The organism is Flagellimonas aurea (assembly GCF_017313785.1).
GTDB classification, from domain to species: Bacteria; Bacteroidota; Bacteroidia; order Flavobacteriales; family Flavobacteriaceae; genus Flagellimonas; species Flagellimonas aurea.
In genome coordinates, this window is sequence record NZ_JAFLNL010000001.1 from 135,425 (window position 1) to 153,677 (window position 18,253).

General features: G+C 40.6%; 17 protein-coding genes. 8 read left to right on the forward strand and 9 right to left on the reverse strand.

Annotated features, from left to right (window positions below; genetic code table 11):
• Positions 1-32: 32 nt before the first annotated feature.
• Positions 33-2,144, reverse strand: a complete 2,112-nt coding sequence (locus tag J0656_RS00575) for a TonB-dependent receptor domain-containing protein (RefSeq protein ID WP_237688809.1) — start codon at positions 2,142-2,144, stop codon at positions 33-35.
• Positions 2,145-2,207: 63 nt separating this feature from the next.
• Positions 2,208-2,531: a hypothetical protein gene (locus tag J0656_RS00580; protein ID WP_207030718.1), complete on the reverse strand. Its 324-nt coding sequence runs from the start codon at positions 2,529-2,531 to the stop codon at positions 2,208-2,210.
• Positions 2,532-2,757: 226 nt separating this feature from the next.
• Between J0656_RS00580 and J0656_RS00585 the strand changes: the two genes are divergently transcribed.
• Positions 2,758-3,192 carry a hypothetical protein gene (locus tag J0656_RS00585; RefSeq protein ID WP_207030719.1) on the forward strand — a complete coding sequence of 145 codons (435 nt, stop codon included), beginning with the start codon at positions 2,758-2,760 and terminating at the stop codon, positions 3,190-3,192.
• A 2-nt stretch (positions 3,193-3,194) separates the two neighbouring features.
• Here J0656_RS00585 and gldD read toward each other — a convergent pair whose 3' ends face one another.
• Genes gldD through mutY form a run of 4 tightly spaced genes read right to left on the reverse strand, consistent with a single transcriptional unit; the run spans position 3,195 to position 6,608 of the window.
• Positions 3,195-3,752: a gliding motility lipoprotein GldD gene (gene gldD / locus J0656_RS00590; protein ID WP_207030721.1), complete on the reverse strand. Its 558-nt coding sequence runs from the start codon at positions 3,750-3,752 to the stop codon at positions 3,195-3,197.
• Complete coding sequence (locus J0656_RS00595; protein ID WP_207030722.1) at positions 3,742-5,052, reverse strand: gliding motility-associated protein GldE; 1,311 nt, start codon at positions 5,050-5,052, stop codon at positions 3,742-3,744. The genes gldD and J0656_RS00595 overlap by 11 nt, the downstream gene beginning before the upstream one ends.
• A gap of 26 nt (positions 5,053-5,078) precedes the next feature.
• A complete protein-coding gene (locus J0656_RS00600) occupies positions 5,079-5,546 on the reverse strand; it encodes a single-stranded DNA-binding protein (protein ID WP_207030725.1) in 468 nt (155 codons plus the stop codon).
• A gap of 24 nt (positions 5,547-5,570) precedes the next feature.
• Positions 5,571-6,608 carry an A/G-specific adenine glycosylase gene (gene mutY, locus J0656_RS00605; RefSeq protein ID WP_207030726.1) on the reverse strand — a complete coding sequence of 346 codons (1,038 nt, stop codon included), beginning with the start codon at positions 6,606-6,608 and terminating at the stop codon, positions 5,571-5,573.
• Positions 6,609-6,732: 124 nt separating this feature from the next.
• Here mutY and J0656_RS00610 point away from each other — a divergent pair, with 124 nt between their 5' ends.
• From J0656_RS00610 to J0656_RS00620, 3 genes are all read left to right on the forward strand, one after another.
• Positions 6,733-7,023, forward strand: coding sequence for an HU family DNA-binding protein (locus J0656_RS00610; RefSeq protein ID WP_014032385.1), 291 nt, complete (start codon positions 6,733-6,735; stop codon positions 7,021-7,023).
• Positions 7,024-7,294: 271 nt separating this feature from the next.
• Positions 7,295-8,845, forward strand: coding sequence for an Rne/Rng family ribonuclease (locus J0656_RS00615; RefSeq protein WP_207030727.1), 1,551 nt, complete (start codon positions 7,295-7,297; stop codon positions 8,843-8,845).
• A gap of 55 nt (positions 8,846-8,900) precedes the next feature.
• A complete protein-coding gene (locus J0656_RS00620; RefSeq protein WP_207030728.1) occupies positions 8,901-9,374 on the forward strand; it encodes a regulatory protein RecX in 474 nt (157 codons plus the stop codon).
• Position 9,375: 1 nt separating this feature from the next.
• On the opposite strand, the gene J0656_RS00625 is transcribed toward J0656_RS00620, so the two are convergent.
• The gene (locus tag J0656_RS00625; RefSeq protein ID WP_207030729.1) at positions 9,376-10,245 is read right to left on the reverse strand and encodes a cupin-like domain-containing protein; all 870 of its coding nucleotides are present in this window, start codon (positions 10,243-10,245) and stop codon (positions 9,376-9,378) included.
• Between the two features lie 108 nt (positions 10,246-10,353).
• Positions 10,354-12,183 (reverse strand): TonB-dependent receptor plug domain-containing protein, encoded by a 1,830-nt coding sequence (locus J0656_RS00630; RefSeq protein WP_207030730.1) that lies wholly within the window; start codon positions 12,181-12,183, stop codon positions 10,354-10,356.
• Positions 12,184-12,278: 95 nt separating this feature from the next.
• Here J0656_RS00630 and J0656_RS00635 point away from each other — a divergent pair, with 95 nt between their 5' ends.
• Both J0656_RS00635 and J0656_RS00640 read left to right on the forward strand, forming a co-directional pair.
• Positions 12,279-13,775, forward strand: a complete 1,497-nt coding sequence (locus J0656_RS00635) for an aminotransferase-like domain-containing protein (RefSeq protein WP_207030731.1) — start codon at positions 12,279-12,281, stop codon at positions 13,773-13,775.
• 61 nt (positions 13,776-13,836) lie between these two features.
• Complete coding sequence (locus tag J0656_RS00640) at positions 13,837-15,300, forward strand: ArnT family glycosyltransferase (RefSeq protein WP_207030732.1); 1,464 nt, start codon at positions 13,837-13,839, stop codon at positions 15,298-15,300.
• Between the two features lie 18 nt (positions 15,301-15,318).
• On the opposite strand, the gene J0656_RS00645 is transcribed toward J0656_RS00640, so the two are convergent.
• Positions 15,319-15,705 (reverse strand): putative signal transducing protein, encoded by a 387-nt coding sequence (locus tag J0656_RS00645; RefSeq protein WP_207030733.1) that lies wholly within the window; start codon positions 15,703-15,705, stop codon positions 15,319-15,321.
• A gap of 206 nt (positions 15,706-15,911) precedes the next feature.
• Here J0656_RS00645 and J0656_RS00650 point away from each other — a divergent pair, with 206 nt between their 5' ends.
• Together J0656_RS00650 and J0656_RS00655 are read left to right on the forward strand one after the other, a co-directional pair.
• Positions 15,912-17,708 (forward strand): M61 family metallopeptidase, encoded by a 1,797-nt coding sequence (locus tag J0656_RS00650; RefSeq protein WP_207030734.1) that lies wholly within the window; start codon positions 15,912-15,914, stop codon positions 17,706-17,708.
• Positions 17,709-18,239: a GNAT family N-acetyltransferase gene (locus J0656_RS00655; protein WP_207030735.1), complete on the forward strand. Its 531-nt coding sequence runs from the start codon at positions 17,709-17,711 to the stop codon at positions 18,237-18,239. It begins immediately after the preceding gene.
• The last annotated feature ends 14 nt before the right edge of the window (positions 18,240-18,253 follow it).

An 18,253-nucleotide genomic window follows, 5' to 3' on the forward strand; every position in this document is an offset into this window, starting at 1 on the left:
GCCAATGGCACCCCTTTTTACTTTTTACAGATTTAAAAACTGTATTGTGCAAAAGCGGTCAAGTTTCTACCCGGATCATTGATGGGTACTCTACCATAGTCCGCTTGGTTCACAAAAGAGAAGTTCAAATGATTATTGTAGGTCTCATCAAAAATGTTGGATGCTGCAATTCCTAACGTAAAATGCTCAAAAGGTTTTGTCCCAAAACGCAAATCCATAACCCCATAACCACCCGTTGTTTGCTCTCCAAAGGAGAGTGCTATATCGGATTGTTTTGAAGTAAGGGTATATGTCGCGCTAGCCCAAATTGTTTCTCTCTCAATACTTAGATTGAAACGGGTAACCAAAGGTGGAGTCAACGGCAGGGATTCATCCAAGTCCTGATTTTTTGCATACACATAGGACACCTCTGTTTTAAACGCAAAATCTTCCAAGAAGGCCAATTCCCCAAAAACTTCAAACCCTGTTTTGTAGGCATCATTTAAATTGGTAAATCTTTTTACGTCTGTAGGCGCTGCCATTGGCATATACTTTTTATCCAATGATGGGTCTATCACAGGAACAATATAATTGTCATAGATAGAATAATACACAGAAGCCCCATAATCCAAACGGTTGAAAGCATATCCCTCAAAACTGGTATTAGCTTTAACCCCCAATTCAAATTGATTGTTCACCTCGGCATCCAAATAAGGGTTGCCCACATATTCGTACGGATCCTGACCTGCTGTAAAATGGTTGATAAATCTTTCGATCATATTGGCGGAACGCACTCCTCTACCATAGGCCAATTCAAACAAAAGATTGGATGTAGCCAAATATTTAAATGATGCTGTTGCACTAAAGTTATGCTCTGTTCTTGTATCCAAATCAGGATATTCAGCAACAAAATCATCATCTGGCGCATCTATTATGGATCGTACCATATCGTACCTCGCACCAACATTCAACAAAAGCTTTTCTGATAACGGATATTTACCTTCTATAAATGCTCCATAATCATCAATTTGTGAGTCTTGCCATACCCCATCAACAAACTCCATGGGAGTGAGCAGTAAATCACCGTTCATATTCCTTTTTACCAAACGTGTTCTATTTCCCGTTCTTCCCACCGAAAATGCATCCAACCCAGTGTAGAGTTTTAGGTCTTGAATAGGTCTCCACTCAAGTTCCACTCGACCACCAACAGTTAGGGCACCCACTTCCGATACCGCCTCTGTCATCATAAAAGACGGTCTTAGTTCATTGGTCATTACATGGTCTACATTGGAACGATAAACCTTTGCGCTCAATGCTTTTAATCCATCAGAAATAGTGTCTAGCTTATAATCAACAGAGAGCACATTGCTATCATCTATTTCAGTATCCATGGGTAATCCAGCATGCAACACATCCCTTCCAAAGGATTGTCGAAACCCAAGTTGGATTCTTTGGTTCTCTGTTGGGCTATAGCCTACCTGAATCCCATAATCGGTACTCTTAAAGGAGGAAGGCACTTCGTTTCCATCACCGTCCTCATAATTCCCAAAATCACGAAATCCGAAATTAAGGTTCACATCGAACTGTTCTCCAACATACTTTAGGTTGGCAAAACTTGTAATGGCATTCCCGTTGTTCTCTCCACCAAAATTCACCTTACCATGATATCCTCTTTCTTGTTTTTCAACTTCTTGAGTCACCAAATTTACAATGCCACCAAAGGTGGGGCCGTATCTAAAGGTATATGGTCCTTTAACCACTTCTACCCGTTCTATCTCTTCTGGAGTTACATGAGTGGTAATGGGGTCCATCCGGTTAGGACAGGCGTGCATCACCTTGGTTCCTCCATTAAATTGAACATTGAGTTGCTCATATTGAGAAGCCCGAAAAGATGGGTCTATGGCATAATTACCGCGTTTAATCAGGCTAAATCCATTGATATCTTTAAAAAGATCCGCCACATTTTTTGATTGAACAATTTTCTTCTCCGGCTCACTTTTGAACGTAGAAAAAACTGGATCTATTTTTCTTTTTCCTTCAACCAGAACCTCATCCAATTGTACCGGTTTTTTTGCTAGGGAATCTTGCGCATTTGAAACTTGCGCGTAGGACACAGTGGTCCCTAAAAGCAAAACACAAAGTTTTGCCAGTGCACTTTTATTCATTTTTGATTTGTGTTTAAGATTATACAAGTTCGGCAATGTGTATTGCCGCTTTTTCAGTAAATCTTAAACCATGGGTGGCTTTATAAGCGTATCACTAAAGTGATACGAATAAAAATCTGTGTAATAGAATGGGTTCGTCTCATTCTCCTTGCTACTTGGTAAATTGTAACTAGGCATCTCCATAAAAAACACCAAAACATCCTCCCAACCAATCACCGGCATGGGTTCATCGTCTTCCGCTTGGGCACGGAGCATTTGCATCAACATACATTTACCGTTACAATTAAGTTCCGGTTTGTCCTTGTTTTCACAGAGTTGTTCTATAAACCCCTCCCTATCGAGACTATAATAAACATACATGGAAGAAAAGCGCAGGTTGCTTATCATAAGCAAAAGAATGAAAAGCGAAGAAAATCCAACCCGCCTGGGTAAAGTATGTGAAGATTTATCCAATACTTTCTTAGTTCTTATCCAAAACAATCAGCGAATTTAAGAACACCTAAGATTCTATTATGTGACAAAAGTCACTTTTATTATTTATTTGAATATTTAGCTTTAATCCCTCATTTTACTGTCCCAAATAGTTAAATTTGAAGACCTAATTTTATTCACCATGAAAAGAGTTTTTTCACTCCTAATCTATACTGTTTTGTTTTTGAGCTTCTCCTGCAAAGAGGAGAAAAAAGCACCTGAAGGTTCATCACAAATGGAAGAGGTTATGGCCATCCACGACGAGGTGATGCCTAAAATGAGCACGATAGGCAAATTGGTCGGAGAACTTAAGCCAAAAGTAGATTCCACCGAAATGGGCCAAAAATATGAAGTGGCCATGAAGGACCTTCAAGATGCCAACACCGCAATGATGGATTGGATGAAAGATTTTGGCGATCGCTTTAACCATGAGGAAATCTTGAACGGCAAGGAACTCTCCGAAGAAAAACAACAATGGCTCGATGAGGAAGAAGAAAAGGTAAAAGTGGTGAAGGAAAAAATCAATGGTAGTATTGAACGTGCCCAAGCCCTATTGACGAAGGATACCGTACAATAATTTTATTTTTTCCAGCGTAGGCTCTCCATAATTCTTCTGATATCGTTCTGCAAGTACATGGCCGCAGGAAGAATGGAATCATAATTTGGTTTGGCGTAGAAATATAGCGAACCTGTCACAAAGTGATTGATGCTATCGGTTACATAGAATTGTGATTGTGATGCCGCGTTTCCACTTACTTCGTAGAACATGCCATAAACCCCGTCTTCTCTATTTATAAATGGTTGTTCCGCAATGTTATCCGCTTTCACCACATGTTCGTAGGATAGTTTTTGAGCATCTACGAGCAAGGTATCCAAGTTTCCTTGAACGGGTTTATAAGTCAAATAAATGGAACCTTTCATCATAGGGTAGTCGAGCACCATAGAACAATCTTTGCTTTCCTTTATTTCTGAAAGGGTGTTCTTATCAAAAGTATATACACAATCGGGACCAGATTGTGCATACTCTGCATTTGGATAATCCAAACGCAACATGGCCTTGGGTTTTGGCAACACCTCGTCCTTACATCCTACGAATACCATTGCTATCAAAATAAGAAATAGAATTTTATGCTTCATGGGGCAAGGTTACTTTTATTCGTTTCAATCTCTTTTTATCCATACTCTCCACCACAAAAGTGTACGTATTGAACAGCACCTTCTCTCCTATCTTCGGAAAACTTCCCGAAATTTCAAGCACAAATCCGGCAATGGTCTCAGATTCTCCCTTTTTGCTCTCGAACTCATCTTCTTCTTCAATTTTTACCACACGGTAAAAATCCTTCAGTGTAGTTTTCCCATCAAATACATAGTTATGGTCGTCCAATTTGGAAAATACAAGGTCTTCATCATCAAATTCATCGCTGATATCGCCAACGATTTCTTCGATAATATCTTCCAAGGTTACAATTCCCGATGTCCCCCCATATTCATCCACCACAACGGCCAAATGGTTCTTCTTGTCCTGAAACTCCAACAACAGGTCGTCCAGCTTTTTGTTCTCTGGAACAAAATAGGGTTCACGGATGAGCGACATCCAGTTAAAGGTTTTCCTATCAATATAGGGCAACAGGTCCTTCACATATAGAACGCCCAAAACATTGTCCATATTCTCCGAAAACACGGGTATCCTGGAATAACCGTTCTTCTTTATTTCTAGAAGAACCTCTGGAAATTTCATCTTTTCATTGACCGCGAATATGTCTATCCGAGGTCGCATAACTTGTTTGGTATCAGTATTCCCAAAGGTTACTATGCCTTCTAAAATCTTCTGCTCTTCTTTGGTAGTATCACCTTCAGAGGCCAGTTCCAAAGCTTGGGAAAGATGGTTAATGCTCAAATTGGATTTTTTCTTCCCCAATTTATCCTCCATAAATAATGTAACCGAACGCATCGGAGAACTTAATGGTGTAAAAATATAGCTGAGCACTTTCAACGGAACAGCAATAAACTGAGAAAACTGTACACGGTTACGATTGGCGTATATTTTGGGGAGAATTTCCCCGAACATCAATATTAAGAAGGTCGCCGTTACCACTTCCAGTAAAAAACGAAGGGTTCCGTCAATATCGGCAAAAATGGTATTGCCAATGGAACTGAACAGCAGCACAATTCCGATATTAATGGCATTATTGGTAATTAAAATGGTGGCCAACAGCTTTTTGGGCTTTTCCAATAACTCCACGATCATTTTTCCGCGGGACGAGTTGCTCTCTTGCATTTCGTTCAAGTCGGTCTGCGAAAGACCAAAAAAGGCCACTTCAGCGGCCGAAATCAATGCAGAACAGGCCAAAAGAAGTACTAGTACAACTATCTTTAAAGTGAATATTCCACTGGTAGTGGACAGATAAAATGCCAAACTATGGGGCTCGGGATCCAATTTAGTATTGCTTTAGACTTTTTATTCTAGAATGGTAGGTCATCCTCTTCTTCTGTATTATCGATTGGTGCCGCTGAACCTTGATTGTTGCTGGGCTCTTGGTAATTGGAAGATGACGAACCTGAACCTGATGATTGTGCATTTGCCATACTTTCCTTCTTGGTCGTTAAAAAGGTAAAGTCTTGCACGTGCACCTCGGTGGTATATCTCATATTGCCATCTTCACCTTGCCATTGTCTGTTTTTTAAACGGCCCTCTACGTAAACTTTATCTCCCTTACTGAGATATTTTTCGCATATTTCCGCTCCTTTGTTGCGCACTACAATATTGTGCCAATCCGTATTGGTCACCTTTTCGCCCGTTTGCCTATTGGTATAGGTTTCGTTGGTGGCCAAAGGAAATCTACCGATGCAGTTTCCACCCTCAAAATAGTGCATTTTCACTTCGTCTCCCAAATGCCCGATCAGCATTACTTTGTTCAATGTTCCGCTCATATCTCTCTTAATTAATCAAAAGTACTAAATTTTCAATGTCTTGATAAAATCTGCTATCAAAACTGGTACGGGAAAACCTCCGATTTCTTCCCAAGGTGTTCCTTCCTTTAATATATCAGAAGTTTTTAGGATCCAAAATTGTGTATGTAAATGTTGATGTGATAGTTTGTGCACGACTGGTTCATTATTATATAATGACAGAGATTCTGTTTCTGGCACCGTATTATTTTCATTGATCAAGGGCCGCAATTCTTTGGCCTGAAGCATTCTCTCCGATTCAATCAATGGAAACTGATATAAATTCTGCCAAATCCCTTTTCCAGTCCGTTGCTCCAAAATGGTATTTCCATCATCATCCAATAAAACCAAATAATTAAAGTAACGATTCCGAATCTTTGTTTTGTTCAAATTAATAGGAAGTTGATCAACTTTGTTCTCTTGGAGCGCAACACAACTTTCTTGTAGCGGACACAACAAACAATATGGTTTCTTGGGCGCACATTGTATTGCGCCGAACTCCATGATCCCTTGGTTGTAATCCCGGATGTTCTCCGAATCCATCACTTCACGGGCAAGTTCTTTAAAATATTTGATGCCCTCGGTACTATTAATAGGTATATCAATTCCAAAGTATCGGGACAAAACACGGTACACATTTCCGTCCACTACGGGTTCTGGAGCATCAAAACAGAAAGATGCTATGGCACTTGCCGTATAATCACCCACTCCTTTTAACGATTTTAATCCTTTATATGTATCGGGAAATTTTCCGTCAAAATCTTCCACCACCGTTTTTGCCGTAGCGTGCAAATTACGGGCGCGTGAGTAGTATCCCAGTCCTTGCCAGAGCTTCAACACCTGTTCCTCGGGGGCATTGGCGAGATCGTGAACGGTAGGAAAAGCTTCCACAAACCTTAAGTAATAAGGCATTCCCTGAGCAACACGGGTCTGTTGGAGAATAATTTCCGACAGCCAAACTTTGTAAGGATCACGTGTTTGTCTCCAAGGAAGATCGCGTTGATGCTCATGGTACCAATTCAGTATTTTCGGGGCAAAAGTCATGCAAGAAAGTAATAAAGCCCAAATGTATCAGTTTATATACTTAAAATTAAAGGGTTAAAGGGAAAGATTAATTATAATGTTTATATTTGCAAGCCGAAAAAAATTAGAAAATTAATAATACAAAATGACGAAAGCAGATATTGTAACTAGGATCTCGGAGAAACTAGGTATTGAAAAAGGAGATGTGCAAGCGACAGTGGAATCCTTTATGGAAGAAGTAAAATCATCCTTGGAGAATGGTGATAATGTTTATTTAAGAGGTTTTGGTAGCTTTATCATCAAGACCAGAGCGGAAAAAACAGGTAGGAATATCTCAAAGAACACTACCATTAAAATTCCTGCACACAATATCCCTGCATTCAAGCCAGCCAAAGTTTTTGTGGAAGGCGTAAAAACTAATGTACAAGTAAAATAATATAATTAACAACACTAAAGCAAGAGCATATGCCGAGTGGAAAGAAAAGAAAAAGACATAAGGTAGCCACGCACAAGCGTAAGAAGCGCAGAAGAGCTAACCGACACAAGAAAAAGTAGTTGTTTCAACTACTTTTTCGTTTTACCCTATTACGTTCTTTGACATAGAGATTCAAGAAACGAATTTCAATCGGTCCGAAAAATGGCCGATTCCATATATTGTTTAATCATTTATCCCGAAATTCATGCGGGATAAATAAAAATCGATTCAGGTGAATAGAGAATTAATCGTAAGATCTACGCCAGAAGCAGTCGATTTTGCCTTACTAAAGGATGGAAAACTAGTAGAATTACACAAAGAAGAGGACAACAACAACTTTTCCGTAGGGGACATCTTCCTAGCCAAGATAAGAAAACCCGTTACAGGCCTAAATGCAGCATTTGTCAATGTAGGTTATGAAAAAGATGCGTTCCTGCACTACCATGACCTGGGCCCGCAGCTGTCCTCCATGTTGAAATTCATTAAAAAAGCTAGAACAGGGAAGTTAAAAGATTATTCCCTTAGAAATTTTCCGTTTGAGAAAGACATTGACAAGAATGGCAGCATCAACGATGTGTTGAAGGCCAATCAGTCATTACTGGTACAAATAGTAAAAGAACCCATATCAACAAAGGGACCAAGAATCAGCTCCGAGCTTTCCATAGCAGGACGTTACTTGGTTATGGTCCCTTTTTCCGATAGAGTCTCGGTATCCCAAAAAATAGCGAGCAAAGAGGAAAAAGACCGTCTTATCAGGCTTGTAAAAAGTATAAAGCCTAAAGGATTTGGAGTAATCATACGTACCGTAGCAGAAGGCAAAAAAGTTGCTGAACTGGACAAAGATCTTCAGAACTTGTTTTCCAAATGGACAAACATGTGCAAAAAACTGCACAAAGCGCCCCATCCATCCAAAGTATTGGTGGAATTGAACAGGGCATCATCCATCCTTAGGGATGTTTTCAACGATTCCTTTACCGGAATACATATCGATGAAGAAACACTCTACAACCAAATCAAGGATTATTTGCACGAGATTGCACCAGAAAAAGAATCCATTGTGAAGTTGTACACCGGTCCGGCCCCTATTTTTGAGAAATTTGGGATAGAGCGTCAAATCAAGACATCTTTTGGCCGAACAGCATCCATGAGCCGCGGGGCTTACCTTGTAATCGAGCATACCGAAGCTTTGCACGTTATTGATGTAAACAGTGGCAATCGCTCCAACAAGGCAAAAAACCAAGAAGATACCGCACTTGAGGTCAACCTATTGGCCGCAACCGAAATTGCCAGGCAATTACGATTGCGCGATATGGGAGGGATTATTGTGGTAGATTTTATTGATATGACCAAAGGTGACCACAGACGCAAATTGTTTGACCACCTACGCGACGAAATGAAGGACGACCGGGCCAAACATAAGATTTTGCCCCCCAGTAAATTTGGTCTTGTCCAAATTACAAGACAAAGGGTCCGTCCGGAAATGAACATCAAAACTAGCGAGGAAAATCCGAATCTTTCGGGTGCCGAGGTAGAAGCACCGATTGTCTTGATCGACAAGATTCAAGTAGATTTGGAGCGTATCCTTAAGCGAAACCAAAAAATGAACGGAATTGTCCTAAACATACATCCGTTTATTGCGGCTTACCTTACCAAAGGATTCCCTTCAATTCGTTCCAAGTGGTTTAAAACCCATAAAAAATGGGTCAAAATACAACCTAGGGACGCATACAAATACCTTGAATATAGCTTTAAGGACAAAGACGGTAAGAAAATTCAAATATAGTTAGAAGCGACTCCAGAAATGGGGTCGCTTTTTTTGTTTTATGTACTTTTGAAATATGGATCATACCAAAAGCCACACCTTGGACGAAGCTACCAAAAAGATGGAAAGCTACTGCGCTTACCAAGAGCGCTGCCATAAAGAGGTATTGGAAAAATTAAAAGGTATGAACATGATCCCAGAAGCCATCGACCATATATTGGGCCACCTGATTCAAGAGAACTACCTCAACGAAGAGCGCTTTGCCAAGGCATTTGCGCGTGGCAAATTCAGTATTAAAAAATGGGGAACCAATAGGATTATTAGAGAATTGAAGTTTCGCGATATCTCAGTTTACAACATCAAAAGTGCATTGGCAGAAATACAAAATGAAGATTACCTAACAACTTTTGACGAGCTTGCTAAAAAAAGATTGGGCCAAATCACAGAAAAAAACCCGTTAAAGAGAAAGAAGAAATTAGCGGACTACCTGCTTTACCGAGGCTGGGAAAGTCATTTGGTCTACGAAAAAGTGGGCGAACTTATCAAATAAATCACTCCTGCAGCAATAGCTTCTGCGTGCGTTCCACTGCTTTTTCATTCTTCCAGTCAATCCATTCTTGACCTTTGAGCTTGCGCATCAAATTATCAAAATGCCGCATCACGAAGATATTGTAGACGGCCTGTCCAAAATTCTTGGGCTTTCTGGGAATCGACCTCAGACTCATGGAAAATCCAGGTGTGATATATTTCATATGGTGCCAATACCCTTCGGGTATATAGAGCACATTACCGTGTTCCAGGTTCGTCACATGACCTTTGGCATGTTTCAAGGCTGGCCATTTTTTAATATCAGGGTCGGCAAAATCGATATCTTCACGCGTAATCAGGGAGTGCGGAATCTTGTACAAAAATTTTGTTTCGGATTGCGAATAAAGGATGCACTGCTTTTTTCCTTCAAAATGAAAATGGAAAATATTGGCCAAGTCAATGTCATAATGCATAAAAGTGTAGGAATCCTCACCACCAAAAAAGAGCATCGGTAAACCTTTCATCAACCGAAGTCCAAAGTCTGGATACGAAAAGTCTTTTTGGAGTTCTGGGACTTCCTTTAAAATGTTCCAAAGAAAAATACGGTATTTGGTAGGACCACTTTTTAGAAGCTCCACATAGTCGGCCATCTTCATTTTGGCATGTGGCTCGTTGAATCCTTCATCGTGTTTTACCGGACGATCATCGTACAAGGGTACTTCTTTGTCCCCGGCAATCTCTTTCATATAATCCAAGTTCCATTTGGAATACGCCGGCCAATCCTCAATAAAGCGCTCGATTACAACGGGCTTTTGGGGCTTGAAATATTTTTGGATAAACTCTCTCTTCGAAAGGGTCTTCTCCCGAGGTATTTGTTCAAGGTTCAGCTTCAAAATTTCAAGGAATTTGAAATCGCTAAATTACTAAAACGTTTTTAAATGTTTACGACATCTATTCCTTGGAAACCCGTTTGCCTTTTTCTTAGGCTGCTTCGTTTTGCTCTATTTAAAACTATATCGCAAACCAAATAGAACATTACTGGGCGGCATAGGTATAAAGCCGGACTCTATGTAATCTGAATCGAAAATATTATTTGCGCTAATGGTAAACTCTGCCTGTTTTACTTTTATAGCCAATGATGCATCCCAAACATTATATGTTTGTCCCGTAGTTCGCTCTGCATATTTGTAAATTATATTCTGACGTACATTTTTGAACAATTGCGTACTTAATCGTGTGGTGTATTGGTGCTTGAGCGTATTTAAAGAGTATCGTGACAATTCTTCATTCTGATCTAAAATATTGTCATCCAAAAATGCATAGCCAACGCTTAATGTTTGGGTATAGTCCTTAAATCTAAAATTATAAGCAGCGTCCAACTCCAAACCTTTGGTGTTTACTTCCGTAATGTTCGTTGCTACAAAAACATCTTCAGAGACATCGTTTCTGATAAAATCGATAAGGTTGTCCGCATCCCTATTAAAAACGGCAACACTGGCATTAAATTTAGGAGAGGTGTATTTTAACCCCAATTCCTGTGCAAAAGCTTCTTCCGGCTCCAAATCTTCGTTACCACTGGTAACAGGGTCGTTATAGAACAAATCTGTATAAGTCGGTATGCGGTACGTATAACCAATATTACCATATACTTTAAAAGTATTGGTAAGATCATAACCTATATCCAATCCAGGGAATGCTCTAAACTTAAAGTCAGAAAAGTAAGTTAGCGCCACACCTGGAGTAATATCCAGTTTGTTGTCTGCAATGCTAAAACGATGTTCCAAAAACACATTGGACATAAAACGGCTTCGGTCACCCAAGTTGTTACTTCTAAGGTATATTTCAGAAAGCTCTACCCCGAATCCCGTAATCCCCAATTTAGAGGCATAAGAAGCATTGGTTTCTACCCCAACCTTGTTGGAAATATGCATGTTCCTATAAAAACCAGGCTCATTTCTCCGTAATAGAAATAAATCTTGATTACGTTTCCAATAGATCCTTGGCTGTATTTTCAGCTTGTTTTTCTTAAAGGTGGTAGAAAAGGCCAATAGGCTGTTTTGGGTTTCTTCGTACTCGTTAAACGTAGGATTGGCGGTATAAAAGTTCTCAGCCCCAAAGTTGCGCTCCAAGAAAGTTGCTGTCATTTCAATAGGCTGTACATTTTTATTGAAAATGCTTTTTAAAAAGTAATTGCCATTATCGTAATCCGAGTTATTTCTATACCCTTCAGACGTCATCCTTCCCACATGTACGATATGAGACGAGTTTTCCTTATCCACACCAGCGGTAACGCTACCATTTAATTGTCCAAAAGATCCCGCTTCTACGTTTAAGGAAACGGAATTGTTCAAATTCTTCTTTGTGATGATATTGATGGCCCCAGCAAATGCGTTTTGTCCAAAAACCCGTGCTGCGGGGCCTTTTATAATTTCTATTCTTTCTATAACCTCCAAGGGCAAAGCTGCATTCATGGTATGGTGACCCGTTTGCGCATCGTCCATTTTAACGCCATCTATTAATACTAGGGTTTGGTCAAAACCACCTCCCCTTATATACAAATCTGCTTGGCTACCACCTGTACCGCGTCTTCTAATATCCACCCCGGCAACTTGTTGCAATAAATCCGCAACATTGACCGCTGCACTATTTTTAATATCACTTGAGGTTATTATGTTTATGGTTCTAGAATTTTCCTTAAATGGAAGGTTTATCCGGTTTGCGGTTACTACAACTTCGCTTAACGAATCTACCTTAACAGCGTCGTCTTGTTGAGCTTGTAGTTGAAAAGCACCGGCTATTAAAATCGTAGAAAATAAAATCGATTTCTTCATTATCTGAACTTGTAATGTAAGTTTTTAGGTCATTTAAATTAATACTGCAAAAGTCCTAACTTTCCGGACGATTAAACTAGTCCGCTTTTAAAACAATGAATAGTCCGGTTTTTGATTTGTTGGTCCAGCTAGTATCCATAGACAAGTCTATTGTACAGCCCGTATATGTGCAAGTGGCACAGCAAATCATGAACGCCATACAACGAGGCTATCTGGAAAAAGGCAGTAAATTGCCCGGAACACGGGTTTTAAGTGAGTTATTGAACGTCCACCGCAATACTGCCGTGGCCATCTATGATGAATTGGCCTCCCAAGGATGGGTAAACATTATTCCCAATAAAGGAACTTTTGTGGTGGTTCCCGAAGGTTCCAATCTAAAAATTAAGGCAAGTACGCAGCACATCAATCAGGCATACGAGTATCCAAAAAGTCCAGGATTCCCGTTTCAGCAATCTTTTCACCTAGCATCGACCAAGGAAGAAACCACTTCCAAATATGCTATAAGTGATGGTAGGCCCGATTTACGTTTACAACCCGTGCATCAATTTTCCAGATGGTACAGCGCTGCAATGAAACGAAAGCCACTCATCAACAAATGGAACGGAACCAGTGCTTTAACCCCTTCCTTTTTTAGCACGCAATTTTGCAATTACCTAAATGCCACACGAGGATTTCATATAAAACCAACCAATTTATTAAATACACGTAGTACGGAAATGAGCCTATACATCGTTTCACAGGTGCTCATTAATCCTGGTGATTTGGTGCTGGTCGGACAACTGAGCAATTATGTGGCCAATATGATATTTCAGCAAGCAGGGGCAAAAATAAAAACCGTGCCCGTAGATGACGAAGGTTTGGCTATTGGATACATAAATGAACATTTTATACATGAGAACATTCGTTGCATATATATTTGCTCCAACAGAGACTATCCAACAACAATACCTTTAAGCACCAAAAGAAGGTTGCAGTTACTGCAATTGGCCAAAACCCATGGTTTTGCCATAATCGAGGACGATTTTGACCATGACTTTCAGTTTGAAGGATCTTCCATGTTACCTATGGCCAGTGCAGATGCCGATGGAAACGTTATCTATTTGGGAAAATTGGGTCAGTCTTTATTTCCGAGTTTTCATACGGGTTTTGTCGTGGCTCCAGAACAGGTGATTACCGAAGCCAATAATTATTTACAATTATTGGATACCCAGGGAGATTTAATACAGGAACAAATGCTTTCTGAATTGATATCCGAAGGCGAAATATATCGGCTCAAGAAAAAAAATATTGTTACCTACAAACAACGTAGAGATGCTTTATGCACTTTATTAAATCAGCACTTTGCCAATATCCTTGATTGGCAAATACCCTCTGGAGGGCTTGCCATGTGGTTACGGTTTAAAAATCCTATATCCTTGGTAAAACTAGCCGAAGAAGCTGAAAAACTTGATTTATTCCTGCCCAAAACCATTCTCTATCAAAATAAAAATACCTGTGCCATACGTTTTGGTTATGGGCATTTAAACGAAGAAGAACTTAAAATTGTAATTGAAAAGTTACAACAAGCGTACCTACAGTTGGTAGCTGTTTAACCATTCAAATTTATCTATATTGCAAAGATGATAAAAGCTGAATACCGCCGTGCTTAAAAAAATGCGTTCCATAACGAATCAAAATCTGGACTGGAAAACGGTCCTATTTGTTTTGGTGGTGGTCGCGGTCTTTATCCGTTTTCCGTTCTTTTTTAGGGATTATGTGGATCGGGATGAGAGCACTTTTATCCTAATGGGACAATCTTGGGTCAACGGACATTTGCCCTACACCCAGCTGTGGGACCTAAAACCACCGATTACCTTTCTGTATTTTGCCCTCATCATTAAAATTTTTGGAAAAAGCTTTTTTGCCATTCGCTTTTTTGGAGCGGTAATGGTGGCCCTTACCAGTTTGTTTACGTATGCTATCGCAATAAAATTTACTACAAAAAAAGTGGCGTTCTGGACCGCTATCTTTTCCGTATTTTTTCAAAGTCTCTTCGGGAGCCTGCAGGGGGTAATGTCCGAACACATTTGTACCTTCTTTTTTGTGGCTGCCCTATATATTTTGGTTCATAAAACAGATGCGAAGTGGTTCTTTACTTCAGGGCTGTTGTTGGGCCTGTCCGTGATGACAAAGTTGAACATGGCCTATCCCGTTTTCTGTTTGGGACTTTATTTTTTATGGGAAGGATTTTATGAAAAGCATGCATTGAAAAACATTAAAAACCTGGTGTTTATGGGCGCAGGTTTTTTTGTGACCATTGCATGCACAGCAATTCCGTATTACCTTCAAGGGGACACCCAAATTTGGTGGGAGTCCATTTTTGAGGCGCCCTTGGCCTATTCCGAAGGGAAGTTCCACTCACCTTGGAGAACATTGCCCTACGTGGGGACCATTGCACTGCTGTTGGGCTCAGGTTTCTATTTAAAACTTATCGATTGGAAATCAAAAAACACACAATTGTTGACCATTGTCGTCATAGGGATTTTAATTTCTTATGTGCAATCGGGCAAAGTGAATGGGCACTACCTCATCCAACTCTATCCGTTTATATTGATTCCTTTGGGCATGGCAGTTGCCAAACTCCCGCCCATTCAAAAAAAATACCGTGCTGTAATCGCTGTCCTTCTGATATTGGTTCCGATGGAATCCTACCTCGAATATGGCAATATCATCTCCAACAAAATAAAAAAGGACTCTTTTTACAATGGCGAAGGCATCGATGTACCCAGATACATTCTAGGCCATAATCTGGAAACCGAGCATATCTTTTTTACCGAGTACCATATCGGTTATTGGGTCTTGGATGAAACCCCTCCCACCAAACCTGCTACGCATCCCAGCAACATAACTCGCGAAGAGTTGTTTCCCTATATGAACAACCTGCGAAAATCTGGTGTCGAAGAACTCAAATACATCATGGAAGTGGTTCGACCAAAAACCTTGGTGGCCCGAAAAGGCAAAAAGATTTTTGACAAAAAACTGGTGGAGTATAACAGCTATATCGATGCTTATTTAGAAAAACATTACCACTTGGAGGCTACCGTGGGTAGAGGTCTTATTTACCAACGTTTAGAATGACTCCAGTCACAAATAATTTTATTGAACGGGTCTTGTGATAAAATTGCATTGCATGCATTGGTACTTTCTCGGCTCAAAGAACGGGAACAGTTTATAGAAGATATTGCTTCTGGAGTAGTAAATTTCGGATTTGGTCGCTTTACAGTTCGGGCAAACAACAGGATTGCCAAAATAGTCGGTGGCGTAGTTGCGGACTTCATCAAAAATTTCCTTGGCCCGTTCCTTATCGGTTGAATACACCTGAAGCTTTACACCCCCCAGAGCCGCACTGATCAACGGATCCGAATTGATTGTAGCTTCATCCCTTAAAAACACAGGAATCCCCTCTGCTTCCAATTTGCCTTTGATAACCACAGCGTCTGCAGGAAACTCAAATGTCCCCAACGTATGAAATTCGGTTTTCATGCTTCCATATATTTTTTGAGCGCTAGCAAAACGCTTGAATTTTTTCTTTTGCATTGAAGACGTATAGGTAAAACCACAATCGCTCAATTTCTTGGTAAAATAGTCGATATTTTCAAATAGTAGCTGAAAAAAGTTTCCCCTTAACACAAATGTAGCACTTACGCTGATTATACAGTATCTTAGTCGCTCTTAAACCTATTCCGAAAATGAAATTTACCCTATCCCTTTTAGCTCTGTTCACTGGGCTATTTTTGACCGCCCAGACCAATACGTACGAAATTTCTTTTGACAATGCCGTGCATCACGAAGCAGTCGTTGAAGCTACTTTTCCCGACTTAACTTCGGATACCATAGAGTTTCGGATGAGCAGAACCTCGCCTGGACGCTACGCCCTACATGAATTCGCCAAAAACGTTTATGGATTTGAGGCTACGGACAGTAAAGGAAACGCTTTGACCGTAACCCGTCCCAATCCTTATGCTTGGGAGGTCAGCGGACACGATGGTACCATCAACATTACATATATCCTGTTTGCCAACCGCGGTGGGGGCACCTATTCGCAAGTGGATGAAACACATGCCCACTTAAATATTCCAGCAACTTTTATGTTTTCCCCTGAATTGAGCGAGCGTAAAATCGAAGTGACCTTTAACGTCCGTGAAAATTTGGATTGGAAAGTGGCCACGCAGCTTCCTTTGGTCTCGGGCTCTACCTATTCGGCCCCGAACCTTTATTATTTTATGGACAGCCCTACGGAGATCAGCAACTACATGCTACGTTCTTTTGAGGTGGACGGAAAGACCATCAACCTTGCTCTGCACCACAACGGAACCGAAGCAGAGGCCGATGAATATTTTGAAAAAGTAAAAAAAGTAGTTCTTGCTGAAAAAGAGGTGTACGACGAACTTCCCGATTTTGATTATGGGAATTACACCTTCCTTGCCTGTTATATCCCCAATGCCTCTGGTGATGGTATGGAACATCGCAACTCTACCACATTGACGAGTACCCGTAGCTTGGCCGATGGAGGTATGGAACGTAATATCGGGACGGTATCCCACGAATTTTTTCATGCATGGAACGTGGAGCGTATCCGCCCGAAAACTCTGGAACCCTTTGATTTTGAAGAAGCCAACATGAGCGGTGCGCTTTGGTTTGCCGAAGGTTTTACCAGTTACTATACTGGCTTGATTTTATGTAGAGCTGGACTTTCCACCCCAAAAGATTACGTAGAGGGATTGGCAGGAACTTTCAATTATGTTTGGAATTCCCCAGCCCGTCAGTTTTTTAATCCGATTGAAATGAGTTTCCAGGCACCTTTTGTGGATGCAGCTACCTCGGTGGACCCTGTTAACCGCGAAAATATGTTCATCTCCTACTATTCTTACGGAAGTGTTTTGGGCTTGGCCTTAGATCTGTCGCTTCGTGAAAATGGATTGAACCTCGATGATTTTATGAAGCTCGTCTGGAAAAAATACGGTAAAACTGAAATTCCCTATACCATCCAAAACCTTCATGATGCCTTAAATGAATACGCTGGCAAATCTTTCGGGGACGAGTTCTTCAATAATTACATCTATAAAAGTGAAATGCCCGACTATAAAAAGCTTATGGAGTCCGTTGGGGTTGTGTTGGAACAACCTGAGACTTCACCCTATTTTGGGGCGTATGTTTCCATGAACCCAGATAAAACAGGTTATACCATTCTTAGAAATACTTCGATGGGAAGTCCAGCATACAAGGCTGGCGTGGACAATGGGGATGTGATATTGAGCATCAACGACAAACCTTTAACGGAAGACCAATCTTTTAGTGATTACCTGAAACAGTTCAGCTTGGGAGAGGCTTTGCAAGTAAAATTCACGAGGTACGGAAACGAAAAAACTACAGAATTGGTACTTGTCCCAAGTCCAGATTACACATTTAGTTTGATGGAGGACAAGGATGAAAAACCGTCCAAAAAGATGCTGGAACAGCGTAAAGGGTGGCTCAAAGTGGAATAGATGGTCGTTTACAAACAAGCGGAATCTTTGAAGGAACTGGAACAGATTCTAGACCTTCAGCAGCGTAATTTACCCAAAAATATAAGTCAAGAGGAAAGCACAAAAGAAGGTTTTGTGACCGTGGAACACACCCTGGACCTTCTAAAATCCATGAACGATGTGTGCGGACACATCATTGCGGTGGATGATGGTCAAGTTGTGGGTTACGCCCTGTGTATGCATCCCCAATTTGCTGAGGATATCGAGGTGCTTCGTCCGATGTTCGGAGAAATTGACAAAGCTCTCGAAAGCAAGCTCAACTATATGGCCATGGGACAAATTTGCGTGGCCAAAAGCCATCGGGGGCAAGGTATTTTCCGAAAATTGTATCAAACCATGCAAGAGAAACTGCCCGAGGGTTTTGATACCATTATCACTGAAGTGGATGGGAAAAACAAACGGTCTTTGGCGGCACATACGGCGATTGGGTTTACAACCTTGACCATATACCATTCAGATGGAAAGGAATGGCATATAATTATGCTGAAATAAAAAAAGCCGCTCTA

Bases quoted from the DNA above. Each gene is read 5' to 3' on its own strand.
- J0656_RS00655 (WP_207030735.1), top strand. From the start codon at position 17,709: ATGGTCGTTTACAAACAAGCGGAATCTTTGAAGGAACTGGAACAGATT.
- J0656_RS00630 (WP_207030730.1), bottom strand. From the start codon at position 12,183: ATGAAGAAATCGATTTTATTTTCTACGATTTTAATAGCCGGTGCTTTT.
- J0656_RS00650 (WP_207030734.1), top strand. From the start codon at position 15,912: ATGAAATTTACCCTATCCCTTTTAGCTCTGTTCACTGGGCTATTTTTG.
- J0656_RS00580 (WP_207030718.1), bottom strand. From the start codon at position 2,531: ATGATAAGCAACCTGCGCTTTTCTTCCATGTATGTTTATTATAGTCTC.
- mutY (WP_207030726.1), bottom strand. From the start codon at position 6,608: ATGACTTTTGCCCCGAAAATACTGAATTGGTACCATGAGCATCAACGC.
- J0656_RS00585 (WP_207030719.1), top strand. From the start codon at position 2,758: ATGAAAAGAGTTTTTTCACTCCTAATCTATACTGTTTTGTTTTTGAGC.
- J0656_RS00635 (WP_207030731.1), top strand. From the start codon at position 12,279: ATGAATAGTCCGGTTTTTGATTTGTTGGTCCAGCTAGTATCCATAGAC.
- gldD (WP_207030721.1), bottom strand. From the start codon at position 3,752: ATGAAGCATAAAATTCTATTTCTTATTTTGATAGCAATGGTATTCGTA.
- J0656_RS00610 (WP_014032385.1), top strand. From the start codon at position 6,733: ATGACGAAAGCAGATATTGTAACTAGGATCTCGGAGAAACTAGGTATT.
- J0656_RS00575 (WP_237688809.1), bottom strand. From the start codon at position 2,144: ATGAATAAAAGTGCACTGGCAAAACTTTGTGTTTTGCTTTTAGGGACC.
- J0656_RS00640 (WP_207030732.1), top strand. From the start codon at position 13,837: ATGCGTTCCATAACGAATCAAAATCTGGACTGGAAAACGGTCCTATTT.
- J0656_RS00620 (WP_207030728.1), top strand. From the start codon at position 8,901: ATGGATCATACCAAAAGCCACACCTTGGACGAAGCTACCAAAAAGATG.
- J0656_RS00600 (WP_207030725.1), bottom strand. From the start codon at position 5,546: ATGAGCGGAACATTGAACAAAGTAATGCTGATCGGGCATTTGGGAGAC.
- J0656_RS00645 (WP_207030733.1), bottom strand. From the start codon at position 15,705: ATGAAAACCGAATTTCATACGTTGGGGACATTTGAGTTTCCTGCAGAC.